This is a genomic window from Marinobacter segnicrescens (genome assembly GCF_900111555.1).
Classification (GTDB): Bacteria; Pseudomonadota; Gammaproteobacteria; order Pseudomonadales; family Oleiphilaceae; genus Marinobacter; species Marinobacter segnicrescens.
Genome location: NZ_FOHZ01000001.1, coordinates 540225 through 556493 on the forward strand (window position 1 = coordinate 540225; position 16269 = coordinate 556493).

16 protein-coding genes and 2 riboswitches are annotated in these 16269 nt (G+C 58.4%); of the genes, 7 read left to right on the forward strand and 9 right to left on the reverse strand.

Going from position 1 to position 16269, the window contains the following annotated elements; all coding sequences use genetic code 11:
• The first annotated feature begins 27 nt into the window (after positions 1–27).
• Entirely contained in the window at positions 28–1515 is a 1488-nt protein-coding gene (locus BM036_RS02435; protein ID WP_091848608.1) for an amidase family protein, read from the forward strand.
• Between the two features lie 63 nt (positions 1516–1578).
• Here the strand turns inward: BM036_RS02435 and BM036_RS02440 are convergent, their stop codons facing one another.
• The 5 genes from BM036_RS02440 to BM036_RS02460 all read right to left on the reverse strand — a co-directional run bounded on the left by BM036_RS02440 (position 1579) and on the right by BM036_RS02460 (position 7110).
• Positions 1579–2718, reverse strand: a complete 1140-nt coding sequence (locus BM036_RS02440; RefSeq protein ID WP_091848609.1) for a C4-dicarboxylate TRAP transporter substrate-binding protein — start codon at positions 2716–2718, stop codon at positions 1579–1581.
• 147 nt (positions 2719–2865) lie between these two features.
• Positions 2866–3252 carry a DUF302 domain-containing protein gene (locus BM036_RS02445; RefSeq protein ID WP_091848610.1) on the reverse strand — a complete coding sequence of 129 codons (387 nt, stop codon included), beginning with the start codon at positions 3250–3252 and terminating at the stop codon, positions 2866–2868.
• Positions 3253–3418: 166 nt separating this feature from the next.
• On the reverse strand, positions 3419–4156 hold the full coding sequence (locus tag BM036_RS02450; protein WP_091848611.1) for an enoyl-CoA hydratase-related protein: 738 nt from the start codon (positions 4154–4156) through the stop codon (positions 3419–3421).
• Between the two features lie 36 nt (positions 4157–4192).
• Positions 4193–5839, reverse strand: a complete 1647-nt coding sequence (locus BM036_RS02455) for a class I adenylate-forming enzyme family protein (RefSeq protein WP_218144750.1) — start codon at positions 5837–5839, stop codon at positions 4193–4195.
• A gap of 110 nt (positions 5840–5949) precedes the next feature.
• Complete coding sequence (locus tag BM036_RS02460; protein ID WP_091848613.1) at positions 5950–7110, reverse strand: C4-dicarboxylate TRAP transporter substrate-binding protein; 1161 nt, start codon at positions 7108–7110, stop codon at positions 5950–5952.
• A gap of 230 nt (positions 7111–7340) precedes the next feature.
• Between BM036_RS02460 and BM036_RS02465 the strand changes: the two genes are divergently transcribed.
• From BM036_RS02465 to BM036_RS02475, 3 genes are all read left to right on the forward strand, one after another.
• Positions 7341–7685 (forward strand): hypothetical protein, encoded by a 345-nt coding sequence (locus BM036_RS02465; RefSeq protein WP_091848614.1) that lies wholly within the window; start codon positions 7341–7343, stop codon positions 7683–7685.
• Between the two features lie 99 nt (positions 7686–7784).
• Positions 7785–8201, forward strand: a complete 417-nt coding sequence (locus BM036_RS02470; protein WP_091848615.1) for a PaaI family thioesterase — start codon at positions 7785–7787, stop codon at positions 8199–8201.
• Between the two features lie 211 nt (positions 8202–8412).
• Positions 8413–10053, forward strand: a complete 1641-nt coding sequence (locus BM036_RS02475; protein WP_091848616.1) for a 3-(methylthio)propionyl-CoA ligase — start codon at positions 8413–8415, stop codon at positions 10051–10053.
• Between the two features lie 88 nt (positions 10054–10141).
• Here the strand turns inward: BM036_RS02475 and BM036_RS02480 are convergent, their stop codons facing one another.
• Positions 10142–10648 (reverse strand): hypothetical protein, encoded by a 507-nt coding sequence (locus BM036_RS02480; protein WP_091848617.1) that lies wholly within the window; start codon positions 10646–10648, stop codon positions 10142–10144.
• A gap of 318 nt (positions 10649–10966) precedes the next feature.
• On the opposite strand from BM036_RS02480, the gene BM036_RS02485 reads away from it, so the two are divergent.
• Positions 10967–12175 (forward strand): acyl-CoA dehydrogenase family protein, encoded by a 1209-nt coding sequence (locus BM036_RS02485; protein ID WP_245742413.1) that lies wholly within the window; start codon positions 10967–10969, stop codon positions 12173–12175.
• Between the two features lie 107 nt (positions 12176–12282).
• Here BM036_RS02485 and BM036_RS02490 read toward each other — a convergent pair whose 3' ends face one another.
• Positions 12283–13188, reverse strand: a complete 906-nt coding sequence (locus BM036_RS02490; protein WP_091848618.1) for a LysR family transcriptional regulator — start codon at positions 13186–13188, stop codon at positions 12283–12285.
• Between the two features lie 116 nt (positions 13189–13304).
• Between BM036_RS02490 and BM036_RS02495 the strand changes: the two genes are divergently transcribed.
• Positions 13305–14132: a DODA-type extradiol aromatic ring-opening family dioxygenase gene (locus BM036_RS02495; protein ID WP_091848619.1), complete on the forward strand. Its 828-nt coding sequence runs from the start codon at positions 13305–13307 to the stop codon at positions 14130–14132.
• A gap of 159 nt (positions 14133–14291) precedes the next feature.
• On the opposite strand, the gene BM036_RS02500 is transcribed toward BM036_RS02495, so the two are convergent.
• Positions 14292–14891 carry a trimeric intracellular cation channel family protein gene (locus BM036_RS02500; RefSeq protein ID WP_245742431.1) on the reverse strand — a complete coding sequence of 200 codons (600 nt, stop codon included), beginning with the start codon at positions 14889–14891 and terminating at the stop codon, positions 14292–14294.
• 40 nt (positions 14892–14931) lie between these two features.
• A riboswitch (glycine riboswitch) is annotated at positions 14932–15029 on the reverse strand.
• A riboswitch (glycine riboswitch) is annotated at positions 15030–15115 on the reverse strand.
• Positions 15116–15297: 182 nt separating this feature from the next.
• On the opposite strand from BM036_RS02500, the gene BM036_RS02505 reads away from it, so the two are divergent.
• Positions 15298–15861, forward strand: a complete 564-nt coding sequence (locus BM036_RS02505; protein ID WP_091848621.1) for an NADPH-dependent FMN reductase — start codon at positions 15298–15300, stop codon at positions 15859–15861.
• 40 nt (positions 15862–15901) lie between these two features.
• Here the strand turns inward: BM036_RS02505 and BM036_RS02510 are convergent, their stop codons facing one another.
• Positions 15902–16267 (reverse strand): gamma-glutamylcyclotransferase family protein, encoded by a 366-nt coding sequence (locus tag BM036_RS02510; protein ID WP_245742414.1) that lies wholly within the window; start codon positions 16265–16267, stop codon positions 15902–15904.
• Between the last annotated feature and the right edge of the window lie 2 nt (positions 16268–16269).

Below are 16269 nucleotides of genomic sequence, written 5' to 3' on the forward strand. Positions count from 1 at the left end.
GGCCGATGCCTTATCCGGGAGACGTACATGGATCAATCGCTGCATTACCTTACCGCTTTCGGGCTAATGCAATTACTGGAGGCAGGCGACCTGACCAGTGAAGCGATCACCCGCTCCCTGCTCCAACGAATTGAACGACATAACCCGGCCCTCAACGCCGTCATCGACCTGGACCAGGAAAGGGCCCTTGGCCTCGCCAGGGAAGCCGACCGTAAACGCCAGGCAGGTGAACCCTGCGGCCCCCTCCATGGCTTGCCCATGACAGTGAAGGACACCTGGGAAGTACCCGGCCTGGGCTGTTGCGCAGGCGCTCCGGTGCTGTCCGGATACCGGCCAGAGCAGCCGGCGGATGTAATCCGGCGGCTCCAGGACGCTGGCGCCATTATCATCGGCAAGACCAATGTGCCTTACTACGCCTCCGACATACAGACCTACAACCGGGTTTACGGTACCAGCTATAACCCCTGGAACCGGGACCACACCCCCGGCGGGTCTTCCGGTGGTTCCGCCGCGGCCCTGGCCAGTGGCATGACACCACTGGAAGTGGGCAGCGACCTGGCCGGTTCCATCCGCACCCCGGCCCACTTCTGTGGCGTATTCGGGCACAAGCCCAGCCGCACGCTGATTTCCTTCCGCGGCCATATCCCTGGCCCGCCGGGCACCATCAGCCAGCCGGACCTGGCAGAAGGCGGGCCCATGGCCCGGTCGGCGGAGGACCTGGAAACCCTGTTAAAAGTGATTGCCGGCCCGCGCCCCCAACTGGCCCGCAGCTGGCAACTGAGTATGGAGCCGGCAGCTGTTGAAACCCTGGCCGAAGCCCGTATTGGCCTGTGGCTGGACGACCCGGAGTGCCCCGTAGACCACGAACTGACTAACTCCTATCGGAAACTGGCCGATACCCTGGCCGCCGGTGGCGCCCTGGTGACGGACCTGGCCCATCCGCTGTTATCTCTGGCCCACATCATGCCGGCCTACTTCAACCTGCTGGGCAGCCTGTTGGGTAGCGGCATGACCAGCCGCCAGAAGCGGCGCCTCAAACTCTTTGCCTTGGCCGAAAAGCCCCTGCGCCGGGTAACACCCATGACCTGCGGCATGGCGGAATTCGCCCGAGGCACCAGCCAGAGCATCGGCCACTGGATGCACTGGAACGAAACCCGGGAGAAAATGCGGGAACAGGTAGAGGACATTTTCCGGGAAGTGGATGTCATGCTGACGCCGGTAAACCCGGTCACGGCCATCCGCCACGACCAGAGTGACCCGCCCTATCGCCGGCAGATCCGGGTCAACGGCGAGAACCGCCCCTACTACGACCAGTTCTGCTGGATTGCCCTCGCCACGTTGCTGGGGCTGCCTGCCACCTCCGTTCCGATTGGAGTGACCAACGCGGGACTGCCATATAGCATCCAGGTGATCGGTGCACCGGGCAGGGATCTGACAACACTGGGATTCGCACGGCTGCTTGAAGCAGAGGGACTGGCCGGCTTCAGGAAGCCGCCAGGCTATTCGGGAGAATAGCGCAATGGACAGGAAGAGATCAGGCAGGCCGTCCCTGGCCCGGTCAAATCGTCCTGAAAGGGATTACTGGCCGTACTGAGAAACGTCGACCTTCGAGAACACGTGCTCCCAGTAGAGGTCCGCCAGCTCTTCGCTGCTTTCGACGCCATCAATACGCTCGCGCCATTCTCCCAGCAGCTCACGGAAGCGCTCGATCTTCTCGTCAGCATTCTGGATACCGTAGCGCTCCTCGTAGGCGGAGGCGATGGTCTTCAGGTCTTCACGGATAAACTCACGGTTCTTCTCAACCATGGCTTCCGAGGGCTGGGTCAGGCCAATGCCCTGTTCCTCGGCGGTGCGCTCGTTGTCTACGGCGCCCTTCTCGTAGCCCCAGCTGAACTCGGCAGACAGAACCGATGTGGCTTCCAGCAGCGCCTGGCGTTGCTCTTCGTTCAGGGAGCGCCAGCTGTCCAGATTGATGTTGGCTGAGCCCACACCACTGAAGGTACCGCTGGGGTAGTTCACAGTGATGTCGTCCACCACTTCAAACAGGTTGAAGACGGACAATTCCGAGGTGGACTGAACCGAGCAATCCACCACACCCTGACTCAGACCTTCATAGATCTCGTTAACAGACATGGTGATAGGGTTGGCGCCCACAGACTCGGCCCAACGTGCCCACTGGGCACCGGACGTACGCAGGTTCTTGCCTTCCAGGGCCTCAAGGCTGTCCACCTTCTCACGGCACAACAGGGAGTAAGGCGGTGTGGCAGCGCTACCCAGGAACAGCTGGTTCTGGGCGGCAAACTCGTCACGGCACTCGGTGCATTCGCTGAAGATGAATTCGGACATGGCACCGGTATACACCAGACCCGCCTGGGATGAGCCACGCTCGGTCAGCTCAATGGACATGGACACTTCCGCCACCATGTTGGTGTGGGGAAAATCCGCCGGGAAGTACGGCGTGAGTACCACGCCCATATCTGCCATGCCGTCGCGGATGCCAGCCGGGGTTTCCCGCAGGTTCAGCAGCGACAGCTCGAATACACGAACGCTGACATCGCCACCGGACAGCTCGTCCAGGCGCTCTTCAAACACGCCCAGGGCATCACTGGTGATACTGCCCTGCGGATAACCCGAGGCGAACCGCAGCTCCGCAGCCTGGACAGCCACAGAACCCATGGCCATCAGACCGATAGCCGCAGCAAGGGGATACTTTTTCATTGGGGGAGCTCCTTTATTGTTGTTTCAAAATGAAACCATATTGGTGCGGACCCAACTATACGTATCCCTTCGCCGGGAATCCATGGTTCCCACAACGCAAAGTGTTATCCATCGCTTCGCCGGGAACACATTTGACCCCCTGGCTAATCAAATGGCCTGAACTGCCTCAGCCAGCATATCCCGGACCTTGCCGGCAATCTGCTTGAGCTCATCGTTGTCGACAGCCATCATGGACTCGACCGGATCAATGGCACTGACCTCAATGCCATCGTCCGTCTCACGCAGAATGACGTTGCATGGCAACATGGCCCCGACTTTTGGTTCAGCGCCGATGGCCTCCCAGGCCATGCCGGGGTTACAGGCTCCCAGAATGCGGTAGCCGGCCATGTCCTTGTCCAGCTTCTTCTTCATGGTTGCCTTGACGTCAATTTCGGTCAGCACACCAAAGCCTTTGTCTGCCAACGCCTTGCGCGTGCGTTCGTCAACAGTTTCAAAGTCCGCATCGCGGATTGTGCGATCCAGGGTATAAGTCATACCAACCTCCTCGTTTGCACTGTGACAGGGAACAACCAGAAAACCCGATTTTCATAGTGGCCCCCCAGCCAATCAAACGCAAAATCACGGTAGCCCAACGGTCAGAGACGCACCCTGAGTCAGTCTGCTCATTCCGCCACTCGCAGCATCGCCAGGAGAACGGCTATCATCGATTCAGGAACGCCCTCATGGCGCCACGGGCATTTTCAGTTTTGCCCAACTCCGTCGCCAGACCCATCTCCAGGCCATAACCTTCCAGCACCCCCATCTGCTCTACATCCGCCAGGCTCTTCCGGGCCATCTGAACCGCGGCGGGATCTTTTTTCGCTATTTCCCTGGCAATGGTCCGTGCATAGGGCATCAATTCCTCCTGTGGAAGGCAGGCTTCGATAACCCGGCGATGGAAAAGCTCACGGGCATCCAGCTGGTGACCAGTGAGTAGCATTCGATTAACCGTGGAGTGGCCTAGCAGGCGCATGGCATGGCGGGCACCACCGAGCATGCCCACGTTGACTTCCGGAATACCGACATAGGTATTATCGCTGGCAACCAGAATGCAACAGCTCGACGCGATACCAAGACCCGCGCCCAGCGCGGGACCATTGATGGCGGCAATGGAGGGTTTGCGACTGTTCAGGAGGGCATCGTACATATCCAGGCCAACACTGGTCGGCCCGGGCGTATCACTTTCAAGCGCCGCCAGCTGCTCACGCAAATCAACCCCTGCCGAGAAACACCGGCCCTGACCGGTCAGGATGACCGCTCGTACCTCCTCATTGGCATCGGCTGCTTTCAGGGCCTCGACCAACGCCTGCATCATGCCGAGAGTCAGCGCGTTCACAGGCGGACGACTCAGGGTAATGGTAGCCACATGCTCGGCGACCGACAGATCTATGTCTGACATGGATGGGATATCTCCGATTTTCGACAGATAGCTGATTCAGGTCTCTTTCAAGGCCCGCCGCAAAATCTTCCCGGTCGGGGTTTTTGGAAGGTCCTCAATAATGTCGACGATTCTGGGGTACTTATAGGCCGCCAGGCGCTCCTTGCAATAGTCGATCAGTTCGTCCGACGTCACCGTTGCGCCCTCGGTCAGGCTGACGACGGCTCTCACAGTCTCACCCCGGTAATCATCCCTGGCCGGCACTACGGCGACTTCGCGAACCTGCGGATGTGTGTAAAGCACATCCTCCACATCCCTGGGCCAGACCTTGTAACCGGAGGCAATGATCATGTCCTTCTTGCGGTCAATCAGGTAAACCCAGCCGTCCTTGTCGACAGTGGCTATGTCGCCCGTCGCAATCCACCCATCAACAATGGACTGATCTTCAGGCCTCCGCCAGTAACCGGAGATGACCTGGGGCCCTTTTATCAGCAGCTCACCCTCCTCTCCTGCAGGTACTTCCTTGCCCTGGTCGTCCACGATCCGGATATCGGTATTGAACACCGGAACACCGATCGACAGGGCGCCGTATTTCGGGTCGACCGGCCCCTCGTACTGGAGGGGCGTCACGGTCACCGTTGCGCTGGTTTCCGTCATCCCGTAGGCATTGCGCACAATGATGCCAAGCTTTTCCCGCAAGGCATCCCGCACCGCGGGAGGTACCGGCGCCCCGCCGGAAAGAACCAGCCTGAAACTCTCGAAATCACCGGGCTTCACGCCGGGAACATTCATCAGGGCAATCAATGCGGTAATTGGCGCCACCGTAAACACCGGTTTGTGCCTTCTGATCTCGTCCAGCACCATGTCGGGCACGAATCGCCGGTACAGGACCAGGGGCGACCCGGCCAACAGCGCGGAACAAAGGTTGCCCACAAGGCCAGTAATATGAAACAGGGGCGCGATGGCCAGGTTAGGCTCCCCGGGCGCCATTCTGAGCCATTCCCGGGATACCTGGGCGTTGAAAGACAGGTTGCCGTGGGAGTGCATGGCGCCTTTGGGCTTGCCGGTCGTGCCAGAGGTATAGACGATCGTTGCTGTGTCCGTATTCGTCCGCTCAATAACGGGGATGTCGCCTGCCGGTAACGACGAAACTTCCTCCATAAATTCCGGGCACTCTGCACCGGAGGCCGTATCACCGAATACCCTCGGGTCGTTCTCGCCCTGGAAAAACGCCTCCGAGGTGACATAAACCTTTCCCACCCCGTGGTTTTCGGTAACGTCCTTGCCAACAGCGTGGTAAAACTCATCCTGCAGGACAACAATGGTCGGTTCACAATCCTCCAGGACAAATTCGAACTCTTTCGACTTGTACATGGGGTTTGCAGGCACCACGATCGCTCCGACCTTCCACGCAGCGATCAGTACCAGCACAAACTGCGGCACGTTCTGCATCACCATCAGTAACCGGTCACCGGCGCCAAGTCCGTTGTTGATAAATGCCCTGGCCATTTGATCCGAAAGTTTGTCGACCTCACTGAACGACAAGCTACCGTCAAAGTACAAAATAGCCGGCATGTCCGGGCGCTGTCGCACCGCATCCCGGAATACCGACAACATATCTCCGTATTCCTGGTGTATTTCTCCAGGCTGGCCCGGGTCATACAATTTCTGCCAGAACCGCTGCTCGAATTGTTGTTCTGTCACCTTCTTTCCCCCTGAACCTTCATAGTCAAAGCACCACTGTGACGGTCACCGGGCCCTGCGACATCCTTGTCATAATCCCGGAGTCAAAGCTCGTTATCGATCATGGGTTACTAAAGACCATAATGCTCCACATCAACCTTTGAGAAGGCCTCCCTCCAGTAAAGGTCAGCCAGCTCATCCGCATCATCAACGTCCTCGACCAGGTCCGACCAGCGGTTCAGCATTTCCCTGAATCCTGAGATCCGTTCGTGGGCATTTTCGATACCAAAACGCTCTTCATAACTGGCCGCCACCGCCTCGATATCATTCGCAATAAACTCCATTGACCTTTTAACCAGGGCATCAGAAGGCTCGTGGACCTGAATATCTTCACTGGACCGTGCGGTTTCCAGGTTATTCAGGCCTTCTTGCACATACCCCCAGGTCGCTTCCGCAGACAGCATGGCCGATGCCTTCACCAACGCCTTTCGCTGATCTACCGAAAGTTTTTTCCACACATCCAGGTTGGTATTGTTAATGGCAGAACCACCATAAACGCCGCCAGGCACCTGGACGGTAATATCCGTGACCACTTCATCCAGCTTCCAGACCGAAAGATCTGTGGTAACGATCATCGTGCAATCGATAACCCCCTGACTCAGGGCCTCATAGGTTTCTGCTGCCGAAACAGATATAGGTGTTGCGCCCATGGCTTCCGCCCATCGTGACCACTGGGCCCCTCCCGCCCTTAAACGCTTGCCTTGCATATCGTCCATGTCAGTCACTGGCGTGGTACAAAGCAGCCAATAGGGAGGGCTGCTTGCCCCGCCAAGGAAAACCTGATTCTGCTCAACAAATTCTTCCGTACATTCGGGACAGTCTGAGAAAATGAACTCCGACATAGCTCCCGCATAGGCCAGGCCAGCTTTTTCCGGAGATACGCCAGTCGTTTCGAGCATCATGGTGAGCTCTGCGACCATATTGGAGTATGGGAACTCAGCGAGTGAATAAGAGAGGAAAAGCAGACCGCTATCTGCCATACCATGGGCGATGCCGGAGGGTGTCTCGGCAAAGGAAAGCAAAGACCCGGCATACACCTTCGCCGTAAGGGAACCACCGGATAGCTCATCCAGATAGCTGGCGTAATCCTCGGCGGCAATCGCAGCAGTAGTATTGGGCGGGTAACCCGTTGTGTATTTTAATGTTTCTGCACCGACACTGACTGATGAAAGGATCGAGGTTGCGGCCAGAGAGCCGATTAGAAACGTTTTTGTCGTTCTTATACCGCTCATGATGATCTCCCGGTTTTTGTGATTGTTGTTTCGAGCTACAAGACTCAACCTAGTACCCACCAAACGATCGGTCAATTTTATTGCGCTGACCTCCGGGATGCGGATATCCTGTTTATTAGTTCCCTATCCAGAGCATGCATGCGACCATAGCGGGGAAGGCAAAACCCGCAGTCAACCGGAAACCCGGTGGACATGGGCGCTCAGGTAATTGCAGCATCAGGAGTACAGAAATGTCTTATACACCGTCCGTGGATCAGGAGAGGCTGGCACAACTGGCGAGCCAGTATCTGGGGAATACCCCGGTCACAGGAGATGTGATTTTCTTTGCTGACGAGGGTGAACGCCTGAGCCATGCTACCTGGCAATTGTCCCAAAAGGACCAGCGCAGACTCCAGGAATCCGGGTTCAAATCGGCACTGCTGGAACTCCTGGATGACCTGATCAGCCACCGGGCCAGTCAGCACCAGGCCAACCTCTGCCAGGGCGTCGTGAACATCGAGAAAAATCAGCTCAACATACAGTGGCTGCCCCTGGAAGAAGCCCAGATGCTGCGAAACCAGCGTAAGGCGAGCTAGCGCTCTTTACAGCAGAACGTCACAGCACCTGGGCCGTACCATCCTGGCCCTGTGCCTGGACCTTCAACACAACCCTGACACCTGACCCGAAAACATCCCATGAACGATCTCCAGAACCGACTTGAATCCAGCTTCCACGCCCGGGGCCTGATGAAAACCCTGGGGGCCCGATTGCTGTCCATTACCGACGGTGAAGTCCAGATAGAGTTGCCCTTCTCGCCAGACCTTACCCAGGGGCTTGGCTACCTGCATGCCGGCGTTGTCACCAGTCTTGTGGATACCGCCTGCGGCTATGCCGCCCTGACCCGGGCACCGGAGGGACATACCGTGGTGTCCGTTGAATTCAAGACCAACTTTGTCAGACCCGCCGTCGGTGAGCGCTTCGTCGCCATTGGCAGGCTGGAAACCGCTGGCCGGATGCTGTCGGTTTGCCGGGGCGAGGTTCTTGCCTACTCCGGCGACAGTGTAAAAACCGTTGCCTTGATGCAGGCAACCATGGCCAATGTTCCAGGCTGAAAACCTTCTTATTTAGTACGCCTTTCTCTCCCGGCACCTCCTTGCCCCTGATCATAATTCGTCCATTCCGACGATGGCCGGATTTCCCGGCCACTTCTACGTTGTTTAAGTAGCAACCAAGCTCACTATTAGCTTCAACGCATTCGCGGCCACCCCCGACAGGAAGGAGCCGCGATTCCCTGGAACACCAACAACAATAAGGAAGATCGCGATGTTGGGCATCATGCAAGAGCATCCCCTGATGATTTCCTCCCTCATCGAGCACGCCGCCCGGTTTCATCCGGACTCGGAAATTGTCACCCGAACGGTAGAAGGTCCGATCCACCGGACCAATTACCTTGAGCTGAGAAACCGGTCGAAACAGGTAGCCAACGCACTGGAAAAATTGGGTATCGAGCAAGGGGACCGGGTCGGCACCCTGGCCTGGAATACCTACCGGCACATGGAGCTTTATTTCGGCGTCTCCGGCTCCGGGGCGGTTTTGCACACCATCAACCCGCGACTGTTCGAGGAGCAGATTGAATACATCATCAACCACGCAGAAGACCGGGTGCTGATGTTCGACATCGCCTTTACCGACCTGGTCCAGAAACTGGCGCCAAAGCTGAAGTCCGTTGAATTCTATATTGCCATGACCGACAAGGACTCCATGCCGGACATGGACCTGCCAAACCTCTACTGTTACGAGGAACTGGTGCAGGCAGAAAAGCCCGACTACCAGTGGCCACTGTTTGACGAGAGAACGGCTTCATCGCTTTGCTACACGTCAGGCACCACCGGCAACCCCAAGGGCGTCCTCTACTCCCACCGCTCCACCGTCCTCCATACCATCATGGCCGCAACCCCGGACGGCGCCAACATCAGCGCATCCGAGTGCCTGCTCCTGATCGTTCCGATGTTCCACGCCAATGCCTGGGGCATACCCTACGCCGCCGCCATGACCGGCGCGAAGGTGGTGCTGCCGGGACCCCGGCTGGATGGTGAAAACCTGTATGACCTGATGGCCACGGAAGGTGTCACCTTCTCCCAGGGTGTGCCAACCGTCTGGCTGATGTTCCTGCAGTACATTGATTCAAAGCCCGGGCTGGACCTGTCAAAACTGCCCCTCAGAAAAGTCAGCATCGGCGGGGCTGCGCCACCCAGGAGCATGATCGAGCGGTTCGAAGATAATGGTATTGACGTCATGCAGGGCTGGGGCATGACCGAGACCAGCCCCCTCGGATTTGTGAACGGCGACCTGCTACCCAAGCACAAAAACCTCTCCAAGGACGAGCGCTTTGCCATCAAGTCCAAGCAGGGGCGCGGCATCTGGGGCGTCGAGTCCAAGATCACCGATGACGAAGGCAACGAGCAACCCTGGGATGGCGAGTCCGTCGGCAACCTGATGATACGGGGCCCATGGATTGCCGCAGGCTATTTCAAGAAAGACAACAGTGACCAACTCGACGCCGATGGATACTTCCCGACCGGCGATATCGCAACCATCGACAGCAATGGCTACCTGCAACTGGTTGACCGTTCCAAGGACGTCATCAAGTCTGGCGGCGAGTGGATCTCCACCATGGAGCTTGAGAACCAGGCGGTATCACATCCTGACGTGGCCGAAGCCGCTGTCATCGGCATCCACCACCCGACCTGGCAGGAGCGGCCGTTGCTGATCGTGGTTGCAAAAGAAGGCGCCACGGTTACCTCCGACGACCTGATGCAATTCCTTGGTGAACGGGTCGCCAAGTGGTGGCTGCCGGATGACATCGCGTTCGTCGACGAGCTACCCCACACCGCCACCGGCAAACTGCTCAAAACGAAGCTACGGGAGCAGTTCAAAGGATACGTCGCAGCAGAAAGTTCCTGAGTCCCCCCAACAATAACCCGAAGCCAGGTTTCGGAATGGCCGGGGCCGGCAGGCCCCGACCATTACGACAATCTACTTGGGTTAAACGTTACCGCAAGTCACGCTGAAGTTGACGCTGGTGCTCCAGCATCTGTTCCATCATCAGCTGCATCTGGTCCATGCGCTGCTCCATGAGCTGAACGCGTTCATCAGTGTTCATCCCGGAGCCGGCTTGTCCCGGGCCGCCCTGACCTGGGGACATGCCCTGGTTATTCCGCATGCCCGGGCTGTTACCGCCCTGTTGGCGATTTCCCATACCCTGGTTATTCATCATTCCCTGCGGCCCGGACATGCCCCGCATCATCTGCATGTGCTGCTGCATCTGCTCCATATGCTGCTGCATCAACTCATTCCGCTGCTCGCGCTGTTGACCGGTATCGCCCCGCATTCTCTGGTTCATCTCCTGCATACGGGACATATTTTGCTGCATTTGCTGCATCTGTTCCTGGGACATCATGGTGCCCGCGGGCCGCCCCTGACTGCCCTGCCCCTGAGCCAGGGCAACCGGTGCAACGAGCATCATGGAAACGGCGACAAATCGCACAATTCTGTTCATCGCAAACCTCCTGCGAAGCGATGTGGACGACAAACACAGTAAAGCTCAAGAGCCCTTGCTTTGCCACCAGGCCCTGCGGAACCACCCGCCGTTTCCACTCCAGGTCAATCCGCACTCCAACCCTTATCCACCTCCTTAATAAAAGTCCTTGTCTGGCCAATCACCTCGCTTTAATCTATAGAGCGCTCGCACTATTTCGTCCATAACGACGATGGCAGTTATGGCCCACGAAGCCACAATGAGACCTATACCAGACTGATCGGCATCGCCTCCCTTCAACGGAGCGAACTGCCTGCAAGACCTTTGCCGGAGATAACAATGACAAACACCACCATGGACCCGATAACAGACGACAGCTTTCCGGACCGGGCTCGGGCGGAAGAAATCGCCGAGAAAGTCGAACGGTTTGTTCGCGATGTGGTCATTCCCTATGAAAGCGACCCGCGGCGGGACCACCACGACTGCCCTACCGATGAGCTGACCCAGGAAATGCGCGCCAAGGCCCGGGAGGCCGGCGTACTGACACCCCACATCTTCCCGGAAGGCGGTCACCTGAGCCAGCGTGGCACCGCCATGGTGCTGATCCGCAGCGGTCTCTCTCCCCTTGGCCCGCTGGCCTGTAACACGGCCGCACCAGACGAAGGCAACATGTTCCTGCTGGGCAAGATGGGCAGCGACCTGATCAAGGAACGCTTCCTGAAACCCATCGTGGCTGGCGAGAAGCGCTCCGCGTTCTTCATGACCGAGCCGTCCCAGGAAGGTGGTGCGGGGTCTGACCCGTCCATGATGATGACCGAGTGCCACAAAGACGGCGACGAGTGGGTCATCAACGGTCGCAAGGCGTTTATTACCGGTGCCCAGGGCGCGGGTGTCGGCATCATCATGGCCAAGGCGCCGGAAGGGGCCAGCATGTTCCTGGTGGACCTGCCAAACCCGGCGATCCAGATCGATAACGTGCCCAATACCATGGACAGCTCCATGCCTGGGGGCCATGCCACACTGACTATCAAGAACCTGCGGGTGCCGGAAGAACAGATGCTCGGCGCAGCCGGCGACGGCTTCCGCTACGCCCAGGTACGCCTGGCACCGGCCCGCCTGTCACACTGCATGCGCTGGCTGGGTGCCTGTATCCGCGCCAACGAGATTGCCACCGACTACGTTAACCGTCGCATGGCCTTCGGCAAGCAGCTGATTGACCACGAAGGTGTCGGCTTCATGCTGGCTGAGAACAAGATCGACCTGCAGCAATGCCAGCTGATGATCGACTGGTGCGCCAGCGTGCTGGACCGGGGCGAACAAGGCGGCACCGAAAGTTCCATGGCCAAGGTCGCCGTCAGTGAAGCCCTGATGCGCATTGCCGACCGCTGCGTCCAGGTAATGGGCGGCAACGGCCTGACCGAGCACACCATCGTGGAACAGGTATTCCGTGAAATCCGCGCCTTCCGCGTATACGACGGCCCCACCGAGGTCCACAAGTGGTCCCTGGCCAAGAAGATCAAGCGGGACTGGAAACGCGATAACGGCTGACAATCAACAAAAGAACCCTTCGGTGACTTGCTGAAGTTGCCTCCTTGACCTGGACCATCTCCCGGTTCAAGGCCTCGCCCCGGTGCCGCTGGTACCGGGGTATTTTTTTATCCGGCGGGTGAACCCACAAACTGCTCAACCAGGAAGTCGATCATCAGCCGGACCTTGGCTGGCAAACGGCGATCCGGCGGAAACATCACATAAAGCCCGCCAAGCTCCACCAACGGCTGGTCGAGCTCCAGTGACACCAGTTCACCCTTGGCGATCGCCCGGTCCACGATAAAGTCCGGCTGGTAGATGATGCCCTGCCCGCCCACAGCCGCAGCCAGCAAGGCATCGCCATTATTGGCTGTCAGATTGCCGTGCACCGGCACCTTGATATCCCCCTGGCGACCGAAGGCCCAGGGGCCCTTGCCCTGCAGGGGCGACAAGGTATAGCCAAGGCAGTTGTGCTCAGCCAGGTCCGCCACCCGGCGAGGTCGGCCGTGCCGCGCCAGGTAGTCGGGTGAGGCACACACATATAGCTGACAGTTGCCCAGCCGACGGGCCTTGAGCGAACTGTCCGCCAGGTGACCAATACGAACGCCCAGGTCCCAGCCTTCCCGTATCAGGTCATGCTGCGCATCGCTGAGCCCCACCTCTACATCGATTCCGGGATAACGACGACTGAACTCCGGTAACAGGGGCGCAATAAAACGTGTGCCGAAAGAGTGGGGCAGATTCATGCGCAGTCGTCCGACGGCTTCCGTGCGCTGTACGCTGACTTCGGCTTCCGCCTCGTCCAGCTCCTGCAGAATGCTGCGGCACGACTCCAGGAACTCCGTGCCCGCATCCGTCAGTGTCAGCTTGCGGGTGGTGCGGTGCAGCAACTTCACGCCCAGCCGAGCCTCCAGCGCATCCATATGCTTGGTAGCCATGGCCGGAGACATGTCCATCACCCGGCCGGCAGCAGAAAGACTGCCATGGGTGGCCGCCTGTACGAACACCCTCATGCTGATAAAGCGGTCCAGCATTCTATTTCACACTCCTGGTTAAAGGTGTTTTCCGATTTTAGCAGGTTCTCGCACCCGCGAATAAAACGTAAATTACCAGCTATTGATCAATCGCAATATCCAGCGAGGTACCAACCATGGCGAATCCAGCGTTCTCCGCTGCACCCGCTACCCAGCCGGTCCTTTTCATTCCCCATGGCGCGGGCCCGTGCTTCTTTATGGACTGGACACCCGCTGACGCCTGGCATGGTATGGCAGATTTTCTGCGCAACATTCACTCATCGTTGCCAGAAAAACCACGGGCCATCCTCATGGTATCCGCCCACTGGCTGACAGAAGATTTCACCGTGACCGCCGGCAAACAGCCCGCGCTCATCTTCGACTATTACGGCTTTCCCGAACATACCTACGAGCTGACCTACCCCGCCCCGGGCGATCCGGCGCTGGCACAAAGGGTTACCGGCCTTCTGGCCCAGTCAGGACTGTCCTGCCGGCAGAACAGGGAGCGGGGATTTGACCATGGCATGTTTATCCCGCTGAAGCTGATGTTCCCCGCCGCTGACATTCCGGTTGTGCAGCTTTCCCTGCGCGCCGACCTGGACCCTGCAACCCACCAGCGGGCCGGCAAGGCCCTGGAGACGCTGCGCAGGGAGGGCGTACTGATCATCGCCAGCGGCATGAGTTTTCATAATATGCGCGGCTACGGCGACCCTCACTTCACGCCGCTTTCCGAGGCTTTTGACGCCTGGCTGAGCGAGACTATGGAAGCGCCAGCGGCGCAAAGGGAGGACAGGCTCGACCACTGGAGCTCAGCACCCTATGCCCACCAGTGCCACCCGTCAGGGCACGAGGAACACCTGTTGCCACTGATGGTGGCCGCCGGCGCCGCAGGTGACGACACCGGGCAGAAACCGTGGTCCGGGCAGGTACTCAAAACACAACTTTCAGCCTTCCGGTTTGGCTGAATACAGTCCTGTATTGGTCTCGTCCATGACGGTCCTGATCATCGGGCACATCGGCATGACTCTGCTGCACCACTTCCGGGGCGAGGCTGTGCTTAAGCGAATGGTATAAACAAATTCGGCACCCCCTGATTCAGGTATACACGGCTTGTTTAAACCACCTCAATCCCAGCGGGCGCGGGAATAACTGAACACCGGCAGCGACAGCTTCCAGCGGATGGCAGACATCCGCAGCAACAGCCCAAGGCTGAACGCCGCCAGCAGGGTGATGTTTTCGCCCACCCCGTGGTTCAGCAGGGTGAGATAGAACAGCGCCACCACCAGGGAAACGCTGGCGTAGAGCTCGTGGCGCAGTACCTGGGGAGTCCGATTGCACATGATGTCCCGGATAATGCCGCCAAAAATCCCTGTGGTTATTCCTGCCATGACCACCACGACCGTCTCATAGCCCAGCCTGAGGGCCACATTGCAGCCAATCACGGTAAAGGCCACCAGGCCAATGGCGTCAAGCACGAGAAACAGCTGATGAAGGTGGCGCATGAACCGGGCGATAACAATGGTTACCAGACCGCCGGTAATCGTCATATAGATGTAGAGGGGGTGCTGGGTCCAGGTAACCGGGAAGTTACCCAGCAGGATATCCCGCACCGTGCCACCGCCCAGGGCCGTGAAAAAGGCAATCACGGCAACACCGAACAGATCCATGTTCCGCCGGCCGGCAGTCAGCGCTCCGGACATGGCTTCGGCGGTAATGGCAATCATATAGATAGAGGTCAGCACACAGCACTCCTGCGTTTCTGTGGCCTCTCCCCCTGTCCCTGATACCTGAGAGTGTACAGGGCCTGACCCTGCTTGCCCCTTCGGTGGGCTGCTGTGCAGCCTCTCTCCAGACGGCGTTAAAAAATGCCCGCAGTACCTGTGCCTGAGCGTTTATGGGAGTTTGCGCCTTCGGCGGGGCTCTCAGCCCTCTCTCCTGCGGAGTGGCGGATTATAGAGATGCCCATGCCGGGCGTCGAGTGGCAATCAAAGATCGAATCAACCGTCGAATCGGTTGAACAACTCTGCCAAAAAGCCCCGATATCATTATGTTCGAAACGGCGCTAGATTAAGTTAGTAAGCGAATAACTTCATCACCCCATGCAGTGGCTCAAAAAGGAGATTTCCGATCATGTCGCTCAAACTCCAAACCATCATCTGTAGCACCCGCCCCGGGCGTATCGGCCCATCTGTCGGCGAGTGGTTTCACGAGGTTGCCGGTACCCACGGAGCATTCGACAGCGAACTGGTCGACCTGGCCAGCTTCAACCTTCCGATTTATGACGAACCCAACCACCCGCGTACCCAGAAGTACGAGCACGACCACACCAGGGCCTGGTCCGAAAGCGTGGCCAGTGCCGATGCCTATGTGTTTGTGATGCCGGAATACAACTTCAACCCGCCACCCTCGTTCGTGAATGCCGTCAACTACGTCTACAACGAATGGAACTACAAGCCCTGCGGCTTCGTCAGTTACGGTGGCGTATCCGGGGGCTTACGCTCTGCCCAGGCCGCCAAGAACCTGGTCACCACGGTAAAAATGATGCCCATGGTGGAATGCGTTATGGTGCAGATGCCCTGGGAAAACCTGGCCGATGACGGCAGCTTTGCCGCGGCCGATATGCATACCAGCTCTGCCAACACCATGCTGGAAGAAATGGCCAAATGGGCGAAGGCGCTGAAAGCCATGCGTTGAGGCCGGGCCACAGACGATCCGCTTGGGCTCTGGCAACAAGCTATTGCGGCCATCCACCCACCCGGATCTCACCGCCCTTGGACACAGCGTGGTTGTAGATGTACACCCAGGCCCTGCCCAGGGGCGTGTCTAAAAGCTTGCGGTCATACAGGCCCATAGCAGGCGAAGCGGCATCATAACCTTCCAGCGCATCCAGCCGGGCAAAGGTAGGACCGTCGACCTCGTAAACCTCAATCAAGACACCCTGACTGCGCTCCAGCTTCGCCCCGGGGTACGGCCCCAGGTCATAGAGCACGATGGAATTCAGCGAGCACTCACCCACTAACCGGGAACCGGCGAGAACTCGGTGGTTTGACTGGTGGCGTTTCAGGGTGCCGTAGACGGCGACGCGGTAGGGCCGGAGCACAA

Excerpts from the sequence above, each read along its gene's own strand:
- BM036_RS02435 (WP_091848608.1), top strand. The coding sequence starts at position 28 with ATGGATCAATCGCTGCATTACCTTACCGCTTTCGGGCTAATGCAATTA.
- BM036_RS02440 (WP_091848609.1), bottom strand. The coding sequence starts at position 2,718 with ATGAAAAAGTATCCCCTTGCTGCGGCTATCGGTCTGATGGCCATGGGT.
- BM036_RS02445 (WP_091848610.1), bottom strand. The coding sequence starts at position 3,252 with ATGACTTATACCCTGGATCGCACAATCCGCGATGCGGACTTTGAAACT.
- BM036_RS02450 (WP_091848611.1), bottom strand. The coding sequence starts at position 4,156 with ATGTCAGACATAGATCTGTCGGTCGCCGAGCATGTGGCTACCATTACC.
- BM036_RS02460 (WP_091848613.1), bottom strand. The coding sequence starts at position 7,110 with ATGAGCGGTATAAGAACGACAAAAACGTTTCTAATCGGCTCTCTGGCC.
- BM036_RS02465 (WP_091848614.1), top strand. The coding sequence starts at position 7,341 with ATGTCTTATACACCGTCCGTGGATCAGGAGAGGCTGGCACAACTGGCG.
- BM036_RS02470 (WP_091848615.1), top strand. The coding sequence starts at position 7,785 with ATGAACGATCTCCAGAACCGACTTGAATCCAGCTTCCACGCCCGGGGC.
- BM036_RS02475 (WP_091848616.1), top strand. The coding sequence starts at position 8,413 with ATGTTGGGCATCATGCAAGAGCATCCCCTGATGATTTCCTCCCTCATC.
- BM036_RS02480 (WP_091848617.1), bottom strand. The coding sequence starts at position 10,648 with ATGAACAGAATTGTGCGATTTGTCGCCGTTTCCATGATGCTCGTTGCA.
- BM036_RS02485 (WP_245742413.1), top strand. The coding sequence starts at position 10,967 with ATGACAAACACCACCATGGACCCGATAACAGACGACAGCTTTCCGGAC.
- BM036_RS02490 (WP_091848618.1), bottom strand. The coding sequence starts at position 13,188 with ATGCTGGACCGCTTTATCAGCATGAGGGTGTTCGTACAGGCGGCCACC.
- BM036_RS02495 (WP_091848619.1), top strand. The coding sequence starts at position 13,305 with ATGGCGAATCCAGCGTTCTCCGCTGCACCCGCTACCCAGCCGGTCCTT.
- BM036_RS02500 (WP_245742431.1), bottom strand. The coding sequence starts at position 14,891 with ATGATTGCCATTACCGCCGAAGCCATGTCCGGAGCGCTGACTGCCGGC.
- BM036_RS02505 (WP_091848621.1), top strand. The coding sequence starts at position 15,298 with ATGTCGCTCAAACTCCAAACCATCATCTGTAGCACCCGCCCCGGGCGT.